The sequence below is a fragment of the Corynebacterium ureicelerivorans genome, from assembly GCF_000747315.1.
GTDB lineage: Bacteria > Actinomycetota > Actinomycetes > Mycobacteriales > Mycobacteriaceae > Corynebacterium > Corynebacterium mucifaciens.
Genome location: NZ_CP009215.1, coordinates 81,734 through 97,281, shown reverse-complemented (window position 1 = coordinate 97,281; position 15,548 = coordinate 81,734). Strand labels below are relative to the sequence as shown.

Annotated in this window: 18 protein-coding genes and 5 tRNA genes; 10 read left to right on the top strand and 13 right to left on the bottom strand. The window is 64.9% G+C overall.

Translation table 11 applies throughout. The features are described from left to right. Positions 1–2: 2 nt before the first annotated feature. From CUREI_RS00510 to CUREI_RS00495, 4 genes are all read right to left on the bottom strand, one after another. A tRNA-Ser gene (locus CUREI_RS00510) sits at positions 3–87 on the bottom strand. 38 nt (positions 88–125) lie between these two features. Beyond that, positions 126–341, bottom strand: a complete 216-nt coding sequence (locus tag CUREI_RS00505) for a CsbD family protein (RefSeq protein ID WP_038609139.1) — start codon at positions 339–341, stop codon at positions 126–128. A 75-nt stretch (positions 342–416) separates the two neighbouring features. After that, positions 417–851 (bottom strand): nucleoside deaminase, encoded by a 435-nt coding sequence (locus CUREI_RS00500; protein WP_038609136.1) that lies wholly within the window; start codon positions 849–851, stop codon positions 417–419. Between the two features lie 19 nt (positions 852–870). Continuing rightward, positions 871–1,350 carry a tRNA adenosine deaminase-associated protein gene (locus tag CUREI_RS00495; protein ID WP_038609133.1) on the bottom strand — a complete coding sequence of 160 codons (480 nt, stop codon included), beginning with the start codon at positions 1,348–1,350 and terminating at the stop codon, positions 871–873. Between the two features lie 50 nt (positions 1,351–1,400). On the opposite strand from CUREI_RS00495, the gene CUREI_RS00490 reads away from it, so the two are divergent. Beyond that, on the top strand, positions 1,401–2,405 hold the full coding sequence (locus CUREI_RS00490) for a prephenate dehydrogenase (RefSeq protein ID WP_038609130.1): 1,005 nt from the start codon (positions 1,401–1,403) through the stop codon (positions 2,403–2,405). Positions 2,406–2,447: 42 nt separating this feature from the next. Here the strand turns inward: CUREI_RS00490 and CUREI_RS00485 are convergent. The 4 genes from CUREI_RS00485 to CUREI_RS00470 all read right to left on the bottom strand — a co-directional run bounded on the left by CUREI_RS00485 (position 2,448) and on the right by CUREI_RS00470 (position 4,197). Continuing rightward, positions 2,448–2,523, bottom strand: a tRNA-Arg gene (locus tag CUREI_RS00485). A gap of 86 nt (positions 2,524–2,609) precedes the next feature. Beyond that, complete coding sequence (gene mgtE, locus CUREI_RS00480; protein WP_236627292.1) at positions 2,610–3,911, bottom strand: magnesium transporter; 1,302 nt, start codon at positions 3,909–3,911, stop codon at positions 2,610–2,612. Positions 3,912–4,031: 120 nt separating this feature from the next. After that, positions 4,032–4,104, bottom strand: a tRNA-Arg gene (locus CUREI_RS00475). Positions 4,105–4,106: 2 nt separating this feature from the next. Further along, a tRNA-Ser gene (locus CUREI_RS00470) sits at positions 4,107–4,197 on the bottom strand. Between the two features lie 73 nt (positions 4,198–4,270). Here CUREI_RS00470 and CUREI_RS00465 point away from each other — a divergent pair. After that, on the top strand, positions 4,271–4,768 hold the full coding sequence (locus CUREI_RS00465) for a hypothetical protein (RefSeq protein ID WP_038609114.1): 498 nt from the start codon (positions 4,271–4,273) through the stop codon (positions 4,766–4,768). Positions 4,769–4,774: 6 nt separating this feature from the next. Here CUREI_RS00465 and CUREI_RS00460 read toward each other — a convergent pair. After that, positions 4,775–4,859: transfer RNA gene (locus CUREI_RS00460), tRNA-Ser, on the bottom strand. Between the two features lie 52 nt (positions 4,860–4,911). Here CUREI_RS00460 and CUREI_RS00455 point away from each other — a divergent pair. Further along, on the top strand, positions 4,912–5,850 hold the full coding sequence (locus CUREI_RS00455) for an NAD(P)H-quinone oxidoreductase (RefSeq protein WP_038609111.1): 939 nt from the start codon (positions 4,912–4,914) through the stop codon (positions 5,848–5,850). 16 nt (positions 5,851–5,866) lie between these two features. Here the strand turns inward: CUREI_RS00455 and CUREI_RS00450 are convergent, their stop codons facing one another. Next, positions 5,867–7,078, bottom strand: a complete 1,212-nt coding sequence (locus CUREI_RS00450) for an aminotransferase class V-fold PLP-dependent enzyme (RefSeq protein WP_038609108.1) — start codon at positions 7,076–7,078, stop codon at positions 5,867–5,869. 83 nt (positions 7,079–7,161) lie between these two features. Between CUREI_RS00450 and wzm the strand changes: the two genes are divergently transcribed. From wzm to CUREI_RS11500, 4 genes are all read left to right on the top strand, one after another. Further along, a complete protein-coding gene (gene wzm, locus CUREI_RS00445; protein WP_038613584.1) occupies positions 7,162–8,073 on the top strand; it encodes a galactan export ABC transporter permease subunit Wzm/RfbD in 912 nt (303 codons plus the stop codon). A 12-nt stretch (positions 8,074–8,085) separates the two neighbouring features. Then, entirely contained in the window at positions 8,086–8,898 is an 813-nt protein-coding gene (wzt, locus tag CUREI_RS00440) for a galactan export ABC transporter ATP-binding subunit Wzt/RfbE (protein ID WP_038609105.1), read from the top strand. A 76-nt stretch (positions 8,899–8,974) separates the two neighbouring features. After that, on the top strand, positions 8,975–9,661 hold the full coding sequence (locus CUREI_RS12145; RefSeq protein ID WP_144242372.1) for a hypothetical protein: 687 nt from the start codon (positions 8,975–8,977) through the stop codon (positions 9,659–9,661). A gap of 101 nt (positions 9,662–9,762) precedes the next feature. Continuing rightward, on the top strand, positions 9,763–10,653 hold the full coding sequence (locus tag CUREI_RS11500; RefSeq protein WP_051952091.1) for a DDE-type integrase/transposase/recombinase: 891 nt from the start codon (positions 9,763–9,765) through the stop codon (positions 10,651–10,653). 84 nt (positions 10,654–10,737) lie between these two features. On the opposite strand, the gene CUREI_RS00425 is transcribed toward CUREI_RS11500, so the two are convergent. Continuing rightward, entirely contained in the window at positions 10,738–11,709 is a 972-nt protein-coding gene (locus tag CUREI_RS00425; protein WP_038609098.1) for a hypothetical protein, read from the bottom strand. A gap of 54 nt (positions 11,710–11,763) precedes the next feature. Here CUREI_RS00425 and glfT1 point away from each other — a divergent pair, with 54 nt between their 5' ends. Further along, positions 11,764–12,666 carry a galactofuranosyltransferase GlfT1 gene (gene glfT1, locus CUREI_RS00420; RefSeq protein ID WP_169740481.1) on the top strand — a complete coding sequence of 301 codons (903 nt, stop codon included), beginning with the start codon at positions 11,764–11,766 and terminating at the stop codon, positions 12,664–12,666. Here the strand turns inward: glfT1 and CUREI_RS00415 are convergent. Continuing rightward, positions 12,629–13,072: a GtrA family protein gene (locus CUREI_RS00415; RefSeq protein WP_236627228.1), complete on the bottom strand. Its 444-nt coding sequence runs from the start codon at positions 13,070–13,072 to the stop codon at positions 12,629–12,631. The two genes, glfT1 and CUREI_RS00415, sit on opposite strands and share 38 nt — an antisense overlap. Positions 13,073–13,083: 11 nt before the next feature. Further along, entirely contained in the window at positions 13,084–13,866 is a 783-nt protein-coding gene (locus CUREI_RS11495) for a hypothetical protein (protein ID WP_051952098.1), read from the bottom strand. Between the two features lie 25 nt (positions 13,867–13,891). Here CUREI_RS11495 and CUREI_RS00405 point away from each other — a divergent pair, with 25 nt between their 5' ends. After that, positions 13,892–14,128, top strand: a complete 237-nt coding sequence (locus CUREI_RS00405) for a hypothetical protein (protein WP_038613577.1) — start codon at positions 13,892–13,894, stop codon at positions 14,126–14,128. 21 nt (positions 14,129–14,149) lie between these two features. After that, positions 14,150–15,547: an FAD-binding oxidoreductase gene (locus tag CUREI_RS00400; RefSeq protein WP_038609095.1), complete on the top strand. Its 1,398-nt coding sequence runs from the start codon at positions 14,150–14,152 to the stop codon at positions 15,545–15,547. Position 15,548: the final 1 nt, after the last annotated feature.

Here is a 15,548-nt window from a genome sequence, read left to right as displayed (position 1 = left end):
GGCGGTAGCGGCGGGATTTGAACCCGCGGTGGTTTTACCCACACTCGCTTTCGAGGCGAGTACCTTCGGCCGCTCGGACACGCTACCGCCGAACAGATTAACGGCAGCGTGGCCGGTTGACCAAATTAGCGGTCAGCCTCGTCAGCCTTGTCCTCGACCTTTGCGGCTACCTCGTTAGCCTTGTCCTTGATAGCGTCGCCAGCCTCGGCCAGCTTCTCCTTGGCGCCGCCGAGGAGCTGGTCAGCCTTGCCCTCGTTCTGCAGCTGCTCGTTGTCCGCGACGTTGCCCAGCGCTTCCTTTGCGTCGCCCTTCAGCTGGTCTGCCTTGCCTTCGAAAGCCATAACACATCTCCTTTGTCGTGTAATCGTGTGTTTGCTACCACTATAGGGACGAACGCCGGTGCGTGGGGTAACAATTCAGTTACTCCTGACACCTTCGAAGAACTTAGCCAGCAAACGGGCAGCTTCTGCGTCCATCACGCCGCCCCGCACTTCCGGCACGTGCAGGTGGTGCGGGTCCCGGATCGCGTCCAGCACGCTGCCCACCGCGCCCGTCTTCGGCTCCCACGCGCCGAAGACCAGGGAGGACACCCGCGCGCCGAGGATTGCCCCAGCGCACATCGTGCAGGGCTCGAGCGTGACCACGAGCTCGCAGCCGTCCAGCCGCCACGTACCCAAGGTGCGTGCGGCATCGCGGATCGCCTCCACCTCAGCGTGGGCAGTGGGGTCGCAGTTTGCTTCTCGACGATTCACCCCCCGGCCCACCACCGCACCCGCCGCATCGAACACGACGGCGCCCACCGGCACGTCGCCGGCGGGCGTCTGTGCCGCGGTGGCGAGCGCCACCCGCATACGCTTACGCGCGCGGCGTTCACCCGCCGACAACGTCGTCCAACTCGTCGCCGAAACCGAGTTCGTCGGCGATCGCCTGGGCAAGGTCGGCGGGATCGGCGTCGTCGTCAAGCAAAATGCTCATCTGCTCCTCCGCCAGCCCCAGGTCGGCGAGGATGGCGAACTCCCCGTCCGCCCAGGCGTCGACGTTGTCCAGCTCATCCGGGTCGATGTCCGGGACCTCGACGTCGGCTTCGTCCAGGACATCTGCGGCGAAGTCGTCGTCGACGGCCATCGTGGCGTCTGAGATGAGCACGCGGACCCGCGAGGGCCCGGGACGCACGATGACCAGGTAGTCGTCTTCAACGTTCAGCAGTGCGAACGCGGCGCCTTCCGAGCGCAGGTTGCGCACAGCGGTGACGGACGTGGACAGGTGCGTGAAGTCGTCCTCGAACTCGCGCACGCGCCACGTGCCGTCCGCGCGCTCGACGGTGACGGCGTAACCGAAATCCTGGCTCATGGGTGTGAAGCGTAGTCCGCGGGCGTGGGGGTGTCACTAGACTTAGGCCGGTGACTACCCATCAGCTGCCCCCAGTGTGCATTCTCGGCCTCGGACTCATCGGCGGGTCCCTCATGCGCGACCTCCACACGCGCGGCGAGCGAGTCTACGGATTCACCCTGCACGGCGCTCGCGGGGCGAGACGGGAAGGGTTCGACGTCTCCAATTCCGTGGAGGAAGTGCTGCGCCGCGCCGAAGATGAGCGCGCACTGGTCGTGGTCGCGGTGCCCATGCGCGCCGCCGCGGGCGTGCTCGACCAGGTGGCCGAATACGCGCCCAGCTGCTGGGTCACGGACGTGGTGAGCGTGAAACAGCCCGTCTACGACCTCATCGTGGAGCGCGGCATGGAGGCCCGTTACGTGGGTGGACACCCCATGGCGGGCACGGAGTTTTCGGGCTGGACCGCCTCGCAGGAGGGCCTTTTCGCCGGTGCAGCCTGGGCGGTGACCTACGACTACGCGCGCGGGCACCCGGACGACGCCTCCTGGGCCGAGCTGTTCACCACCGTGTGCCGGCTGGCCTCTGTGGTGGGCGCGGAGGCCGTGCCCGTGTCGGTGGACCGCCATGACGAGGCCGTCGCCCGCGTCTCCCACCTCCCCCACGTGATCGCCGAGGCGCTGGCGCTGGTCGGCGACCGCGGCGGCACCCTCGCCCAGTCCCTGTCCGCTGGCTCCTTCCGCGGCGCAACCCGTGTGGCCAGCACCGCCCCGGAGCTGGTGCAAAACATGTGCGAGACCAACGCCGAGTCCCTCGTGCCGGTGCTGGACGAGTACATCGCGCGGCTGCAGAGCGCGCGCGACGCGCTGGCCGCCACTCCCCCGTCGATGCACGAGCTCGCAGAGTCGGGTCACCGCGCCCACCTGCGCATGGCGGCGCGCAAGGGTGCCCGGCGCGAGTCGGTCTCCCCCGTGAAGATTTCGTCTCGCCCGGTGATGCGCGTGCACCCGGGTGCGGTGGGGTGGGTGACGCAGCTGACGCAAATCGAGTCCCTCGGTGGGCGTGTCGAGGTGTTTTAGGCACACAAAACGCCCCAGGCGCAATGCCTGGGGCGTGAGGTGTGGTGCGCCCGGAGGGATTCGAACCCCCAACCTTCTGATCCGTAGTCAGATGCTCTATCCGTTGAGCTACGGGCGCATTTCCTTCTTGCTGTCTCGCGACAACGAAGAAGAACATTACACCCAGGTGAACTTCCGGCCAAAACTGCAGGCCAGACGGGTAAATTACAGCCCGAGAACCGACTTCGCGATGAGGAAGTAGATGACCAGACCAGTCGCGTCGCAGAAGGTGGAGATGAAGGGGTTGGAAAATACCGCCGGGTCGGCGCCGACGGTCTTGGCCACAATCGGCATCATGCCGCCGACCATCGCCGAAATCGTGCAGACGCAAAACAGGGTGGCGCCGATGACTACGCCGATGTCCTGGCCGAACACAGCCCACGCGATGCCCAGGCCGAGCACGCCGAGCACCGCCCCGAGCGTGGCGCCCACGCGAAGCTCGCGCCACATCACTTTGAGGATGTCACCCTTGGACACATCGTTGAGTGCAAGCGCCCTTGTCACCGTCGTCGCCGCCTGGTTACCGGTGTTGCCGCCGGTGCCCGTGAGCAGCGGGATGAACAGGGACAGGACGGTGACCTCAGCGAGGGTGCCCTCGAAAATGTCCAAGACCTGCACCGTCAGGATTGCGGAGAGCGCCAGCACCAGCAGCCAGACAATGCGCGAGCGCACCAGCTTCAACACCGGCGTGGACAGGTACGGTTGCTTCAGGGACTCGGAACCGCCCTGGCGCGCGGAATCCTCGCTGTCGGCGTGCTCGACGATGTCGGCGGCCTCGTCGTGCGTGAAGATGCCCACGACGCGGTTGCCGTGGTCCACCACCGGAAACGCGAGCAGGCCCGACGACAGCAGGCGCCGCGCGGCATCCTCCGCCCCATCGGTGTCGCGCAGGGACGGAATCTCGCGCATGATGTCGCCCACCTGGGCGTCCGGCTGCGCAATGAAGAGGTCGCGCAGGCTCACCGCGCCGCACAGCGTGCGCTCGTCGGCCACCACAGGGATGGTGTAGATGGTCTCGAGGTCGTCCGCGTCGGCGCGTAGCTTCTCGACGACGTCCCGCACCAACTCCCCCGGCTCAACCACGGCGACCTGCGGGCTCATCTCGCGGCCGACCGAGCCCTTCTCGTACCCCAGAATCAGGTTGGTGTCCGCCCTGGCGTCCTCGTCGAGGTCCCCGAGAAACCGCTCGGCGATCTTGGGCGGCAGGTTGTCCAGCATGCGCACGCGGTCCTCCGCGCCAAGCGAGCTGAAGAGTCCGGCGACGTCGTCGCTGGCCAGCTCCTCCACGATCTCCGCCTGATGCACGGGATCGAGTACCTCGAACACTGCTGAGGCACGCTCAGGCGGGAGTAGGCGGATGAGCACCGCCCCGCGTTTCGACGGCTGCCGCTCCACCACGCGAATAACATCGTGCAGCGGAATATTTGCGAGTTCGTCTTGGATGCCGTCAAGGTCCCCGGAGGCGATCCGGCGCCGGCGAAGTTGTTTTTCAAGCTGGGCGAGCGTCGCCCCATTGGCCGTATTCACACGGTGAGGGTACCCGCCCTGACTGTGCTACGCCCGCACAGCCACCCCCGAAAAGCATTGTGCGCCCGGAGGGATTCGAACCCCCAACCTTCTGATCCGTAGTCAGATGCTCTATCCGTTGAGCTACGGGCGCGGTGGCGGAGATGACAGGATTTGAACCTGCGGCCCCCGTCAAGGGGGCAACTCCTTAGCAGGGAGCCCCATTCGGCCACTCTGGCACATCTCCAAGCCTCGATCCACCCTACCCGGAACGGTCCGAGCTACCAAATAGCCTGCAGAAAGTCCGTATACTCGCCAGCATGAAAATCCACACCTGGCTCACGTCCGGCCTCGCCGCCCGCGACACCTCCAACGACCCCTCCGACTACCTCGTTTGGTTCCCCGCCAAGCTGGATTCTCTCACCACCGGCCCCTTGGTCGGCGAGAGCGCATCAGTGCCCTTTTACCTCACCCCGAAGACCTCCGCGCTGACCACAACCTCCGAAGGCATCGTCCTCCTCGGCGTCCCGCTCGGCGACCTCCAGGGCAACTGGCGCGCCGACAACCTCGGCACATCCACCGAGAGCATCCAGGAGCTCAACGATCTCCTGGGCAGCAACTTCGCCTACCGCAACGACGGCGCCGCGGTGGTCCAGCTGCGCGGCGAGTTCCCCGTCGAGCAGGTCCAAGTTGTGGCAGGCCAGAACCGTCCGGACACGAAGCGGGCGAAGGATCTGCTCGCCGGCGTCCCCTCGGACTTCCCCGGCGAGCGCCAGTTCCACACCATGCCGGAGCTGTTCCCGGACGAGCTCGCCTAAAAGCGGCGGAGACGGCGGGATTTGAACCCGCGGAGGGATAAACCTCGCCGGTTTTCAAGACCGGTGCATTCGGCCGCTCTGCCACGTCTCCACGTCGCCAAAAAAGCGACGAAATTACTGTACACCATGCGAAAGAAGAGCCCATGAAAGCGATCAACAAGGACCTTCAGCTTGACGACGCAGCTACGCCCTCCCTCCGCGACGGCGAAGTCCTAGTCAAGGTGGCCGCGGCCGGTGTGAACCGCGCCGACCTGATGCAGGCCGCCGGCAAGTACCCGCCACCGGAAGGCGAGCCCGAGATTATGGGGCTGGAGTGCGCGGGCGTGATCGCGGACCCGGGCACCACGGACCGCAAAGAGGGCGAGCAGGTCGGTTGTCTGCTCGCCGGCGGTGGATACGCGGAGTACGTCGCGGTGCCGGAAGGCCAGCTCACGCCCATCCCGCAGGGGCTGACCCTGGAGGAGACCGCCGGTGTAGTCGAGGTGGCGTGCACGGTGTGGTCGAACCTCGGCATGGTCGCAGGCATCCAGGAGGGTGACCGGGTGCTCATCCACGGCGGCGCGGGCGGCATTGGCTCCTTTGCCATCCAGCTGTGCAAGGCCATGGGGTGCGAGGTGGCGGTGACCGCAGGGTCTGCGGAAAAGCTGGAGTACTGCCGCCAGCTCGGCGCCGATGTCCTCATTAATTACAAGGAACAGGATTTCGCGGAAGAGCTGCCCGGGTGGGCGGACGCAATCCTGGACGTCGTCGGTGGGCCGTACCTGGAGCAGAACATCAAGGCCCTGAACACCGACGGGCACCTGATCGTCATCGCGGTGCAGGGCGGGCCGAAGGGCACCCTGTCGCTGGGGCGGATGATGCCGCGCCGGCTGTCGGTCACGGCCACCACCCTGCGCGCGCGTCCGCGGCCGATGAAGGCCGCGATTGTCGCGTCCACCGTGGAGCACGTCTGGCCGCTCCTCGAGTCCGGCGCGATCACACCGAACATTTCGCAGCGCTTCCCGCTGGCGGACGCGAAGAAGGCGCACGAGCACCTGGATTCCGGCAAGAACACCGGAAAAATCCTCCTCACGGTTTCGTAGCCGAGCGGAAGCGAGGCTACGCCAGCGACGCCACCGTCCGCACCAGCTGCTCGATGTCGTTCTGGGTATTAAACGGCGACATGGAGATGGTGACGGCACCGCCCATGTCGGCGACGCCCATGTCGTCGAGAAGCTGGCTCGCGCAGGTCTGGGTGGCCACAATGCCGTTGGCCAGCAGGCGGCGCAGCACGGTCTCCGAGGGCACGCCGGTGACGCCGAACGCGAGGCGCGGAATGCGCTCCACGCTCGTGTCCGCGGCCGCCTCGCCGCTCACGCCGACGATGTGCACAGCGGGTAGCGTGCCTAAAAACGTGTGCAGGTCGTCGCGCAGCCCGTTCAGGTACGCGGTGGTCTCCCCCATCGAGTGCTTGAGGCGGTTGCGGCGCGACGCGCGCCCGGCCGGCGCCTCCACCAGCGAGGCGTAGTGGTCCACTACGGCGGGCACCCCGCCAGCCAGCCCCTGGGAAACCTGCAGCTCCAACGCGCGCATGTCGAGACGGTTGAACATGGCGGCATCGCGGAAGATCAGCGCGGCGATGTCCAGCCCGCCCAACTGGGCGACATCCACCGCCGCCACGTCAGCGCCCCAGGCGTCCAGGTCGAGGGGGCGGTAGGGGGCGTACGCCGTGGCGTCGACAAGCACCCACGCGCGGGACTTTTCCCGCACCGCGTCCACGATGCCGGACACGCCGACCACGTTGCCCAGCTCGGCGTGGGCCGCCGGCACGGACACCAGGCGGGTCGAGCCGTCCGCGATCTCGGCGTACTGCCACGCCGGCAGGTCGCCGGTGGCCAGGTCCGCCTGCGCCCACTTCTCATCCATCCCGGCGCGCTGCAGCCGCGCGGTTAGCGCCGCTCGGTCCAGCGGGTTGAGCACGATGGTGGAGCTGCGGCGCAGCATCGGGCGCATCGCAGCCACCAGCGCCGAGTACAGCGCCGGCACGTTGGGGCCGAGGATCACCTGGTCCGCGCTGACCCCGGCCAGGTCCGCGATAGCCCCGCGCGCCATCTCCGGGTAGAGCTCGCCCTCGGGCTGGCCCAGCAACTGCTTGGAGTGCGAGCCCAGCACCGGCTCCGGCGGCGGCACGGACGCCGCGCTGCGGACGCTGCGCCACACTGCCGAGGCGACCTTTTCCGGCACCTGGGGCTGGTGGTGGGCATTAAGGTACGTCCAGCCGTCGCCCAGCGAGGTGTACAAGCCGCGCACCCCCCACACGTCATACGCCACGGCCAACCTCCCTTCACGCAAGAATGCACCTCATTATGCACGCCCGTCCGACACGGCGCACACCGCCCAGCTCGGGCACCAAAATGCGGTGCACTAGGGTGAACTGCGTGCACAACGTAGAACAGCTGCGCGCCGACGTCGCCCGCATGACCAGCCCTCCGGGCGAGAACACGCCACCGTCGAAGTCCAAGACATTCGGCCGCGCGTTCGAGGATCTGGTGCGCGGATGGAACCAGCACGAGCTGTGGCTGCAGCTGGGCTGGCAGGACATCAAGCAGCGGTACAAGCGCTCTACCCTGGGCCCGTTGTGGATCACCATCGCCACCGGCGTGATGTCGCTGGCGCTTGGCTTGCTGTACTCCATGCTGTTTCAAATCGACGTGGCAGAATTCCTCCCCCACGTCACCGTCGGCTTCATCGTCTGGGGCTTCATCTCCGGCTGCATCAAGGACGGCGCCAATGTCTTCATCGACAACGAGGGCCTGATCAAGCAGCTCCCATCGGCGCTTTCCGTCCACGTGTACCGCCTAGTGTGGCGCCAGGTGTTGTTCTTGGCCCACAACATGGTGATCTGGCTGCTGCTGGCGCTCATCTTCCGCATCCCGCTGACCCTGCACACCCTGCTGTTCATTCCGGGCCTGGCGCTGCTGGTGGTCAACGGCGTGTGGGTCGCCATGTTCTTCGGCATGGTGGCCACGCGTTTCCGCGACGTCGCGCCGCTGCTCGAGGCGCTCGTGCAACTCCTCTTCTACGTCACACCGATCGTGTGGACGACCCGCACGCTGAAGGAGCAGGGCGGAGTCGTCGAAAAGCGGGCGATGCTCGCGGAAATCAACCCGCTGTTCCACTACCTCGAAATCGTGCGCGCCCCGCTTATCGACGAACCTCTGGCCACCTACCACTGGGGCATCGTCATCGCGTGCACGGTGGCCGGTGTCCTGATTACTTTGCTCGCCATGAAGCGCTGGCGCTTCCGCGTGCCGTACTGGGTTTAGGAGGGTTCGGATTTGGTTTCTATCGACACCTACAACGCCTGCGTGGACTTCCCCATCTTCGACGCGAAATCCCGCTCCCTGAAGAAGGCCGTGATGTCGTCGGCCGGCGGCACGATTGGCAAAAACGACTCGAACACCGTGGTGGTGGAGGCGCTGCGCGACATCAACCTGCACCTGCGCGAAGGCGACCGCGTCGGCCTTGTCGGGCATAATGGTGCCGGCAAGTCCACGCTGCTGCGGCTCTTGTCCGGGATCTACGAGCCCACCCGCGGCGTGGCTGACGTGCGCGGCCGCGTGGCGCCCGTCTTCGACCTGGGCGTGGGCATGGACCCGGAGATCTCCGGCTATGAGAACATCATCATCCGCGGCCTGTTCCTGGGCCAGACGCGCAAGCAGATGAAGGCGAAGATGGATGAGATCGCCGAGTTCTCAGAGCTGGGCGACTACCTCGCCATGCCGCTTCGCACCTATTCCACGGGCATGCGGGTCAGATTGGCCCTTGGCGTGGTCACCTCCATCGAGCCGGAGATTCTCTTATTGGACGAGGGCATCGGCGCCGTCGACGCCGCCTTCATGGCGAAGGCCCGGGTGAAGCTGGCCGAGATGGTGGAGAAGTCCGGCATCCTGGTGTTCGCCTCCCACTCCAACGATTTCCTGGCCCAGCTGTGCACCACCGCCCTCTGGGTGGACAAGGGCGAGATCAGGGAGGCCGGCCTCGTCGCCGATGTGGTGGGCGCGTACGAGGGGCCGGAGACCGGCGAGTACGTCGCGGAGCTGGTGGAGCGCTTCCACGGGGAGGGCGAAGCTGGCGTCGGCAAGCAGTAGGCCCCTCCAAATTTGTTCACCGGCTGGCTGTGCGGACTTCCTGTGAACCATCGGTCGTCGGGATCGGAGTTCGAGGATGAGTTATCCGCCGGAGGTACGGCAGCGTGCCGTTGAGCTTTCGGGGCAGGGGCTTGCTGCTTCGCAGGTTCGTGCGCAGTTGATTCGGGAGGAATGTAGGTCTGTTCCTTCTACCGCTTCAATTTCGGGATGGGCACGCAACGCCCGTCATGGCAGCGGGGTCGATAAAGGTTGGCGTTCTGCCGAGTTGATTGCTGAGGTCGTCCGGGCGAATGTGACAACGTCGGCATCCACCCGCGAGATTGGATGGCGTTTTCGGGTCGCTGCGAGTTCCGTGGCGGCGTGGACGCACAAGTTCGCTCCGGATGCGGGTTCGCGGCGTGGGATGACACCGCAGAAGATAGAACAGGCGACACTGGCGCGTGTGAAAGAACACCACGAAGCCCAAAAACGCAAGCGCAAGAAGGCCGAAACACAACGTCAATCACAACGCGCCCCGCGCGGTGAGAGTGCACATTCACGCAACCATGAGCAGCCAACAGCTCCGTTTGATGAGGCAGCGTTGCCGGATGACGTTGAGACCCTCAAAGACCTGTTGCGTCAAGAGCGGTTTATGCGTCTGGCGGATAAAGCGCTGTTTGAGGCGGTGATGGAATCTGAGGGAAAAGCGCAAACCCGGAGACGCTCGATAGCGTGGTCGTCGCTACGGCTGTCAGACGACTCCGGGACGTCGGATACCAAGTAACGCGTTGCTGCGCCTACTACGGATTGAAATACAACACCTACAAGTCGGCATGCAGGCGGTTAAAACACCCTCTAGTCGACCGAAAAGGCCAGGCCAAGGCAATGGTTACCGCCGCCTGTGAGGGCAACCGCATGGTCTACGGCTACCGCCGCGTGAGTGAAGTGTGCAAAGCGAACGGTCTGTCGCTGGGGGAAAAATCGATTCGTACGATCATGCGCGAAGAACACCTGCAGCCGAAGATGAAACGCACGAAGCGCTACAGCTCGTACAAGGGCGAAACTGCGCATCGCCCAGCAAATCGATGTCTGGTTGGAGACATCGACACTGTCACCAAAAATGGCACCCACGTTTCGCAAAGATATCGTTCGCAGGCGGATCGTCGCAGGCAGGCGGGCAGGAAGGATCTGGTACACGATTTCTATGCCGATGCGCCAAACCAAAGACTCGGCACCGACATCACCGAGTTTCAATGCGCTGACGGCAAAGTCTTTTTTAGCCCGCTGATCGACTTCCACGACAACATGCCCATCGCGTATACCTGCGCAACGCGACCAGCGGCGTTGCTGACCAACACGATGCTTGAAGCTGGGCTCGAGCAAATACAACCAGGCCAACGCCCCGAACTGCACACCGACCGTGGCTGGCACTACCGCCACATCGATTGGGTTGACCGACTGACTGATATCAGTCACGACAAGCAACAATGCACACATTGCACAGACGAGAACCCGTGCGATAACGCCTGGTTGATGGTGCCGTCCCTATCCCGGCTCGGCAACAGCGGCGACAACGCCCGAGTAGAAGGGTTCTTCGGCACCATCAAGCGCGAACTTCACGCCAGTGGAATTCGCCCCGAAAAGCACACAACCGAGGAGTTTATGAAGTATCTTGACGATTATCTGGACTGGTTCGTCTTTGACAGACTCACCACCGGACCAGACGGGCAATACACAACCCTGGCTAAACAACGAAACATAGCCAAAACCACCTAGCCAACAACACAACGGCCACCAGTGTGGTTCACAGGAAGTCCGCAGACCCACCCCCAGGTCGGGAATTTGTTCACCCAAATGTGTTCACCGAACCGGTTTGCCGGAGTGAATTCTTTTCCGGAGCAGGTCCTCAATGAGCTCCAGGCACTCAAACATGGTCTCCGAGGCGCACCGTGCAGGCGTCCAATCGCCGCGGATCATTTTCAACGTGATGGAGGAGTCCTTGTTCCTTTGCTTCCGCTCCCCGTGATGGGCGCCGTCATACATCACTGCGACTTTGATCTCCGGAATTGCCAGGTCGAAGACGGTGACAATCACCCCGTCGACGATAAACGGCACCTGTTCCTGCACAGTGCACCCGTACTCGGCCGCCAGCGCCCGAACCAGCAGGCGCATCTCAGTTTCCTTGGGCGAGTCCGCGAGACAGCTGCTGGGGGCCAGCACCCCTTCCAGCCACTCGGCGTTGATCTTCTGCGCGGCCGCCGCCCGGATCTGGGAGGGCTGCACGCCGAGGAACCTGCGCGCGCAGTCAACGAGCTGGATCGCCATGACCTCCTCCTTGGTCAAGCCGGCAACCCCTACCGTCGCCCACCTGTGCCCGCCACGCGTGATCTCCTTCAGCGCCTGCACCACCGCGTCGGCGGGGGCCGCGGCCCGAATCGTGACGCCCCGGTGCCTGACTTTCCACACCTCACCCGGCCTCGCACTCGGGCGCCGCAGTGCCGGGGAGCATGCCCCGCCCGGCTGGTTTTTCGACGTAGCGCAGAACAACAGCGTGTCCGCCCCCTCCACCAAAAACGGCAGCCCGTACAACGCCAGCGCCGAAAACCCGCCGACCACGGCGCCGGGCCGCTCCACCGCGTGGGCAACCGCGCGCGCCGCTGCTGGGGCCCAGTAGGCCACCCCGCGCGGGTGGTGTTTGGCCCCCAGCTCCACCTGCCACTGCTCCCGACAATGGTTCACCGCCAGGTAGCGCTTCCCGCTGATCCTCTTGTACTCCGTCTCCGCAACGCGCTGGCTCGCGTGCGTGAGCACCGCCTCAAACTCCACATCCATGCCCACTTAGACGCAAGCCAAGCGCGTTTGGATCCCTCGGGCACAATAAAGGCCATGACTGCGCTTGATCCCCGCGGCACGACCGCCGCCGTGATTGTCACCCACCGCCGTGTTGAGCTGCTCAAACACTCGCTGGAGCAGGTGGTGAACCAGACGCACCCGGTGGACTGGGTGATCGTGGTAGACAACGGGGCACAGGACGAGGTGCGGCAGCTTCTCGACGACCTTGCGGTCGAGCGCGCGGTCTATCTGCCCTCGAAAACCAACCTCGGCGGCGCGGGCGGGTTCGCGTACGGGTTCCTCCACGCCCTCGCCTTGGGCGCCGACGCCATCTGGTGCGCGGACGATGACGGCCGCCCGAAAGATGAACACGTCTTGGCGGAGCTGTACCGAACCGCCCAAAAGCACCAACTGGCGGAGGTGTCCCCCGTGGTGGCCAACATCGACGACCCCGAGAAGCTGGCCTTTCCACTGCGGCAGGGCACCACGTGGCACAGAAGGGTCGACGAGCTGCAGGGCGACTTCCTCCCCCAATACGCCAGCTTGTTCAACGGGGCCCTGATCAGCGCGAAGGCCATGGAGCGCATCGGCGTGCCGGACTACCGGCTGTTCATCCGGGGCGACGAGGTGGAGTACCACCGCCGCCTGGCACAGTCCAAGCTCAGGTACGGCACGGCGCTGACCACCTTCTACCTGCACCCGGACGGCTCCAGCGAGTTCCACCCCATCATGGGCGGCCGCGCCCATGCGCAGTGGCCGGACAACCCGACCAAGCGCTACTTCACCTACCGCAACCGCGGCTACATCATCAACCAGCGCGGCATGAAGACAATGCAGCTGCAGGAAGTGGTCCGCTTCGGCTGGTTCTTCCTCGTGGAAAGGAAGGACCCGAAGGGCTTCTACCAGTGGCTGAAGCTCCTCAGGCGGGGGGCGCGAGAGGATTTTCGGCGGCCTTAGCCTCCTTGAAAATAAGGTGCCGCTGCAGCTCAAAGTTGGTCACGGTGGCCACGCCCTGGGCGATGACGAAGGAGACGGCGTCTTTCCACGGGTTCACCAGGCCTAGCGACGCCAAAGGTGCATCCGTCACCCGCCACAGCACCAACTGGACCGCGAAGGTCACCGCGTAAAGCACGAACACGGCGCTGGCCTTCTTCGCGTTGATCTTGGCGTTGAAGGAGAACTTGGAGTTGAGCACGTACGCGGCGGCGGTGCCGAATACCCAGCCCACGGCCTTGGCAAAGTCGCGCTGCCAACCCAACGGCTCGTTGAGGGTGTAGGTGATGCCAAAGTCGATCACGGCGCAACCCACACCGATGAGCAGGAAGGGCACAAGCTGCCGTTTCAGGGTAGAAGTCGAAGCCACGGGCGATTACCCTACCCGCGCATGAGCTGACGGTAGATTTCCAACATCGCGGCTTGGCTCCTCTCGCCGGCGGCGGCATCGAGTCGGGCGAGGGACTCGGCGCAACGCGAGCGCATCTCGCCGTACGATTCCTCATGCCCCAGCGAAGCGAAGATGCTCTGGGCAATCTGCGCCGTTTCTTCACCCGCGCAGCAGGTCAGCGCGAACACGATGGCCCAAAACGCGTCCCGGGCCACCGGGTCGTCTTCGACTGGCAGCGAGGCCAGCCTCGGCCCCGCACCCACGTCCAACGCCTGCAACAGCGGCGCAAAGTCGTGGCCCTTCGCCCGCGCCATGAACTCGCGCACCTCTGCTCGCAGACACCCCAACCCGGCGACCTCGCCGATCAGCCGGGCGTTGACCTCCGCGATGTCGAAGGGGACGCCGCCGAAGGCGCCGGAACCGGCCACGCACACGGACGGCGGGGTGGATTCGTCGCGCGGGTAGATATCCGCCAGCTGCATTTCGAAGGACCAGAGGCCGCGGGAGAAATGGATGGATTGGCCGGGGAACCGGAGGACGTCGTGAAGCTTGAGCTCCTGCGGCGCGTCCGCGCCAATACCCGTGGTGCCGAAGACCTCGCCGACAACATTGCAGCACTCGGCGATGGAGGTGGTTTCTTCGATGCCCACCCAGCGGTAGACCGCCTCGTCCGACACAAGCCCGACGCGCACGAGCAGCGTCGCACCCACGCGGCGGCGCGCGAGACGGATCACCGGCGCCAGGTGGCTTGAGCGGTAGAGGGTGCTGGACATGGCGCCCAATATAGGCTTATCCGCCATGAGGAAGCATTACAAAGGCGACGACCCGGACGCGGTCCACGAGGCCGCGCAGCGTACCGACGCTCCGTTGTCCGACTTCATGGTCCGCCTGATGGCGGAGGAGATGCCCTTCGTGGACTCCAAAGGCAGGACGAGGATCTACGAGATCCTGCGCGAGCACAAGGAAGCCGGCAAACCTGTGATTTCCAGCCAAGAAGAGCTTCCCGCGGAGATTCGTAGCATCATGGACCTGTAATTCCCGCGTAGGGTTAGGGCCATGGAACTGACAACCCGATCCCTCTACGGCTGGGGCCGCACAGCCCCCTCAACTGCGCAGGTCCTGTCCACCGCCGACGTGGACACCATCGCCCAGGCGGTCAAGCAGGTGGCGGACGAGAACTCCGAGCTTCCAGAGCACAAGCGTCGCGGCGTGATCGCGCGCGGCATGGGACGCTCCTATGGCGACCCCGCCCAAAACGGCGGCGGTTTGGTCGTCGACATGACGCCACTCAACCGCATCCACTCTATCGACCCGGACACCGGCATCGTGGACGTGGACGCCGGCGTGACGCTGGATCAGCTGATGAAGGCGGCGCTGCCCTTCGGTCTGTGGGTTCCGGTTCTGCCGGGTACCCGGCAGGTGACCATCGGCGGCGCCATTGGCCCGGACATCCACGGGAAGAACCACCACTCCGCCGGCTCGTTCGGCGACCACGTGCTGTCCATGGAGCTGTTGGTGGCGGACGGGCGAGTGCTGCACCTGGAGCCGAACGGCGAGAACGCCGAGCTGTTCTGGGCCACCGTCGGCGGCATGGGCCTGACCGGCATCATCCTGCGGGCGCGCATCCAGATGACGTTCACGGAAACCGCCTACTTCATCGCGGACACCGACCGCACGGACACGCTCGACGAGACGATCGCCCTGCACTCCGACGGCTCGGAGGTGAACTACACCTATTCTTCCGCCTGGTTCGATGCCATTTCCGCTCCGCCGAAGACCGGCCGCTCCACCATCTCCCGCGGTTCGCTGGCCACCTTGGACCAACTCAAGGAGTTCGCGCCGAAGCTGGCCAAGGACCCACTGAAGTTCAACGCCCCGCAGCTAATGACGGTGCCGGACATCTTCCCGTCCTGGACCATGAACAAGCTCTCGCTCATGGCCATCGGCGAGGCGTATTACCTGATGGGCAAGCCGTCCAGGAACGACGTGAAAAACCTGACGCAGTTCTACCAACCGCTGGACCTTATCGGCGAGTGGAACCGCGGCTACGGCAAGGCCGGCTTCCTGCAGTACCAGTTCGTGGTGCCAACCGACGCCGTCGAGCCGTTTAAGGACATCATCTACGACATCCAAGCTTCCGGTCACTACACCGCGCTGAACGTGTTCAAGCTGTTCGGCGAAGGCAACCGGGCGCCGCTGTCCTACCCCATGAAGGGCTGGAACGTGTGCGTGGACTTCCCCATTCGACCGGGCCTGAACGAGTTCCTGGACCGTCTGGACGACCAGGTGATGCAGTTTGGCGGCCGCCTCTACCTGGCCAAGGAGTCGCGCACCTCCGCAGAGAAGTTCCACGCCATGTACCCGGAGCTACCTAACTGGCTGGAGACCCGCCGCTCCATCGACCCGACCGGCGTATTCGCGTCCGACATGTCCCGCCGGTTGGAGCTGAACTAGA

Coding starts and splice junctions, on each gene's coding strand:
- CUREI_RS00505 (WP_038609139.1), bottom strand. CDS start 341: ATGGCTTTCGAAGGCAAGGCAGACCAGCTGAAGGGCGACGCAAAGGAA.
- CUREI_RS00500 (WP_038609136.1), bottom strand. CDS start 851: ATGCGGGTGGCGCTCGCCACCGCGGCACAGACGCCCGCCGGCGACGTG.
- CUREI_RS00495 (WP_038609133.1), bottom strand. CDS start 1,350: ATGAGCCAGGATTTCGGTTACGCCGTCACCGTCGAGCGCGCGGACGGC.
- CUREI_RS00465 (WP_038609114.1), top strand. CDS start 4,271: ATGAAAATCCACACCTGGCTCACGTCCGGCCTCGCCGCCCGCGACACC.
- CUREI_RS00455 (WP_038609111.1), top strand. CDS start 4,912: ATGAAAGCGATCAACAAGGACCTTCAGCTTGACGACGCAGCTACGCCC.
- wzm (WP_038613584.1), top strand. CDS start 7,162: ATGCGGTGCACTAGGGTGAACTGCGTGCACAACGTAGAACAGCTGCGC.
- CUREI_RS12145 (WP_144242372.1), top strand. CDS start 8,975: ATGAGTTATCCGCCGGAGGTACGGCAGCGTGCCGTTGAGCTTTCGGGG.
- CUREI_RS11500 (WP_051952091.1), top strand. CDS start 9,763: ATGGTTACCGCCGCCTGTGAGGGCAACCGCATGGTCTACGGCTACCGC.
- CUREI_RS00425 (WP_038609098.1), bottom strand. CDS start 11,709: ATGGATGTGGAGTTTGAGGCGGTGCTCACGCACGCGAGCCAGCGCGTT.
- glfT1 (WP_169740481.1), top strand. CDS start 11,764: ATGACTGCGCTTGATCCCCGCGGCACGACCGCCGCCGTGATTGTCACC.
- CUREI_RS11495 (WP_051952098.1), bottom strand. CDS start 13,866: ATGTCCAGCACCCTCTACCGCTCAAGCCACCTGGCGCCGGTGATCCGT.
- CUREI_RS00405 (WP_038613577.1), top strand. CDS start 13,892: ATGAGGAAGCATTACAAAGGCGACGACCCGGACGCGGTCCACGAGGCC.
- CUREI_RS00400 (WP_038609095.1), top strand. CDS start 14,150: ATGGAACTGACAACCCGATCCCTCTACGGCTGGGGCCGCACAGCCCCC.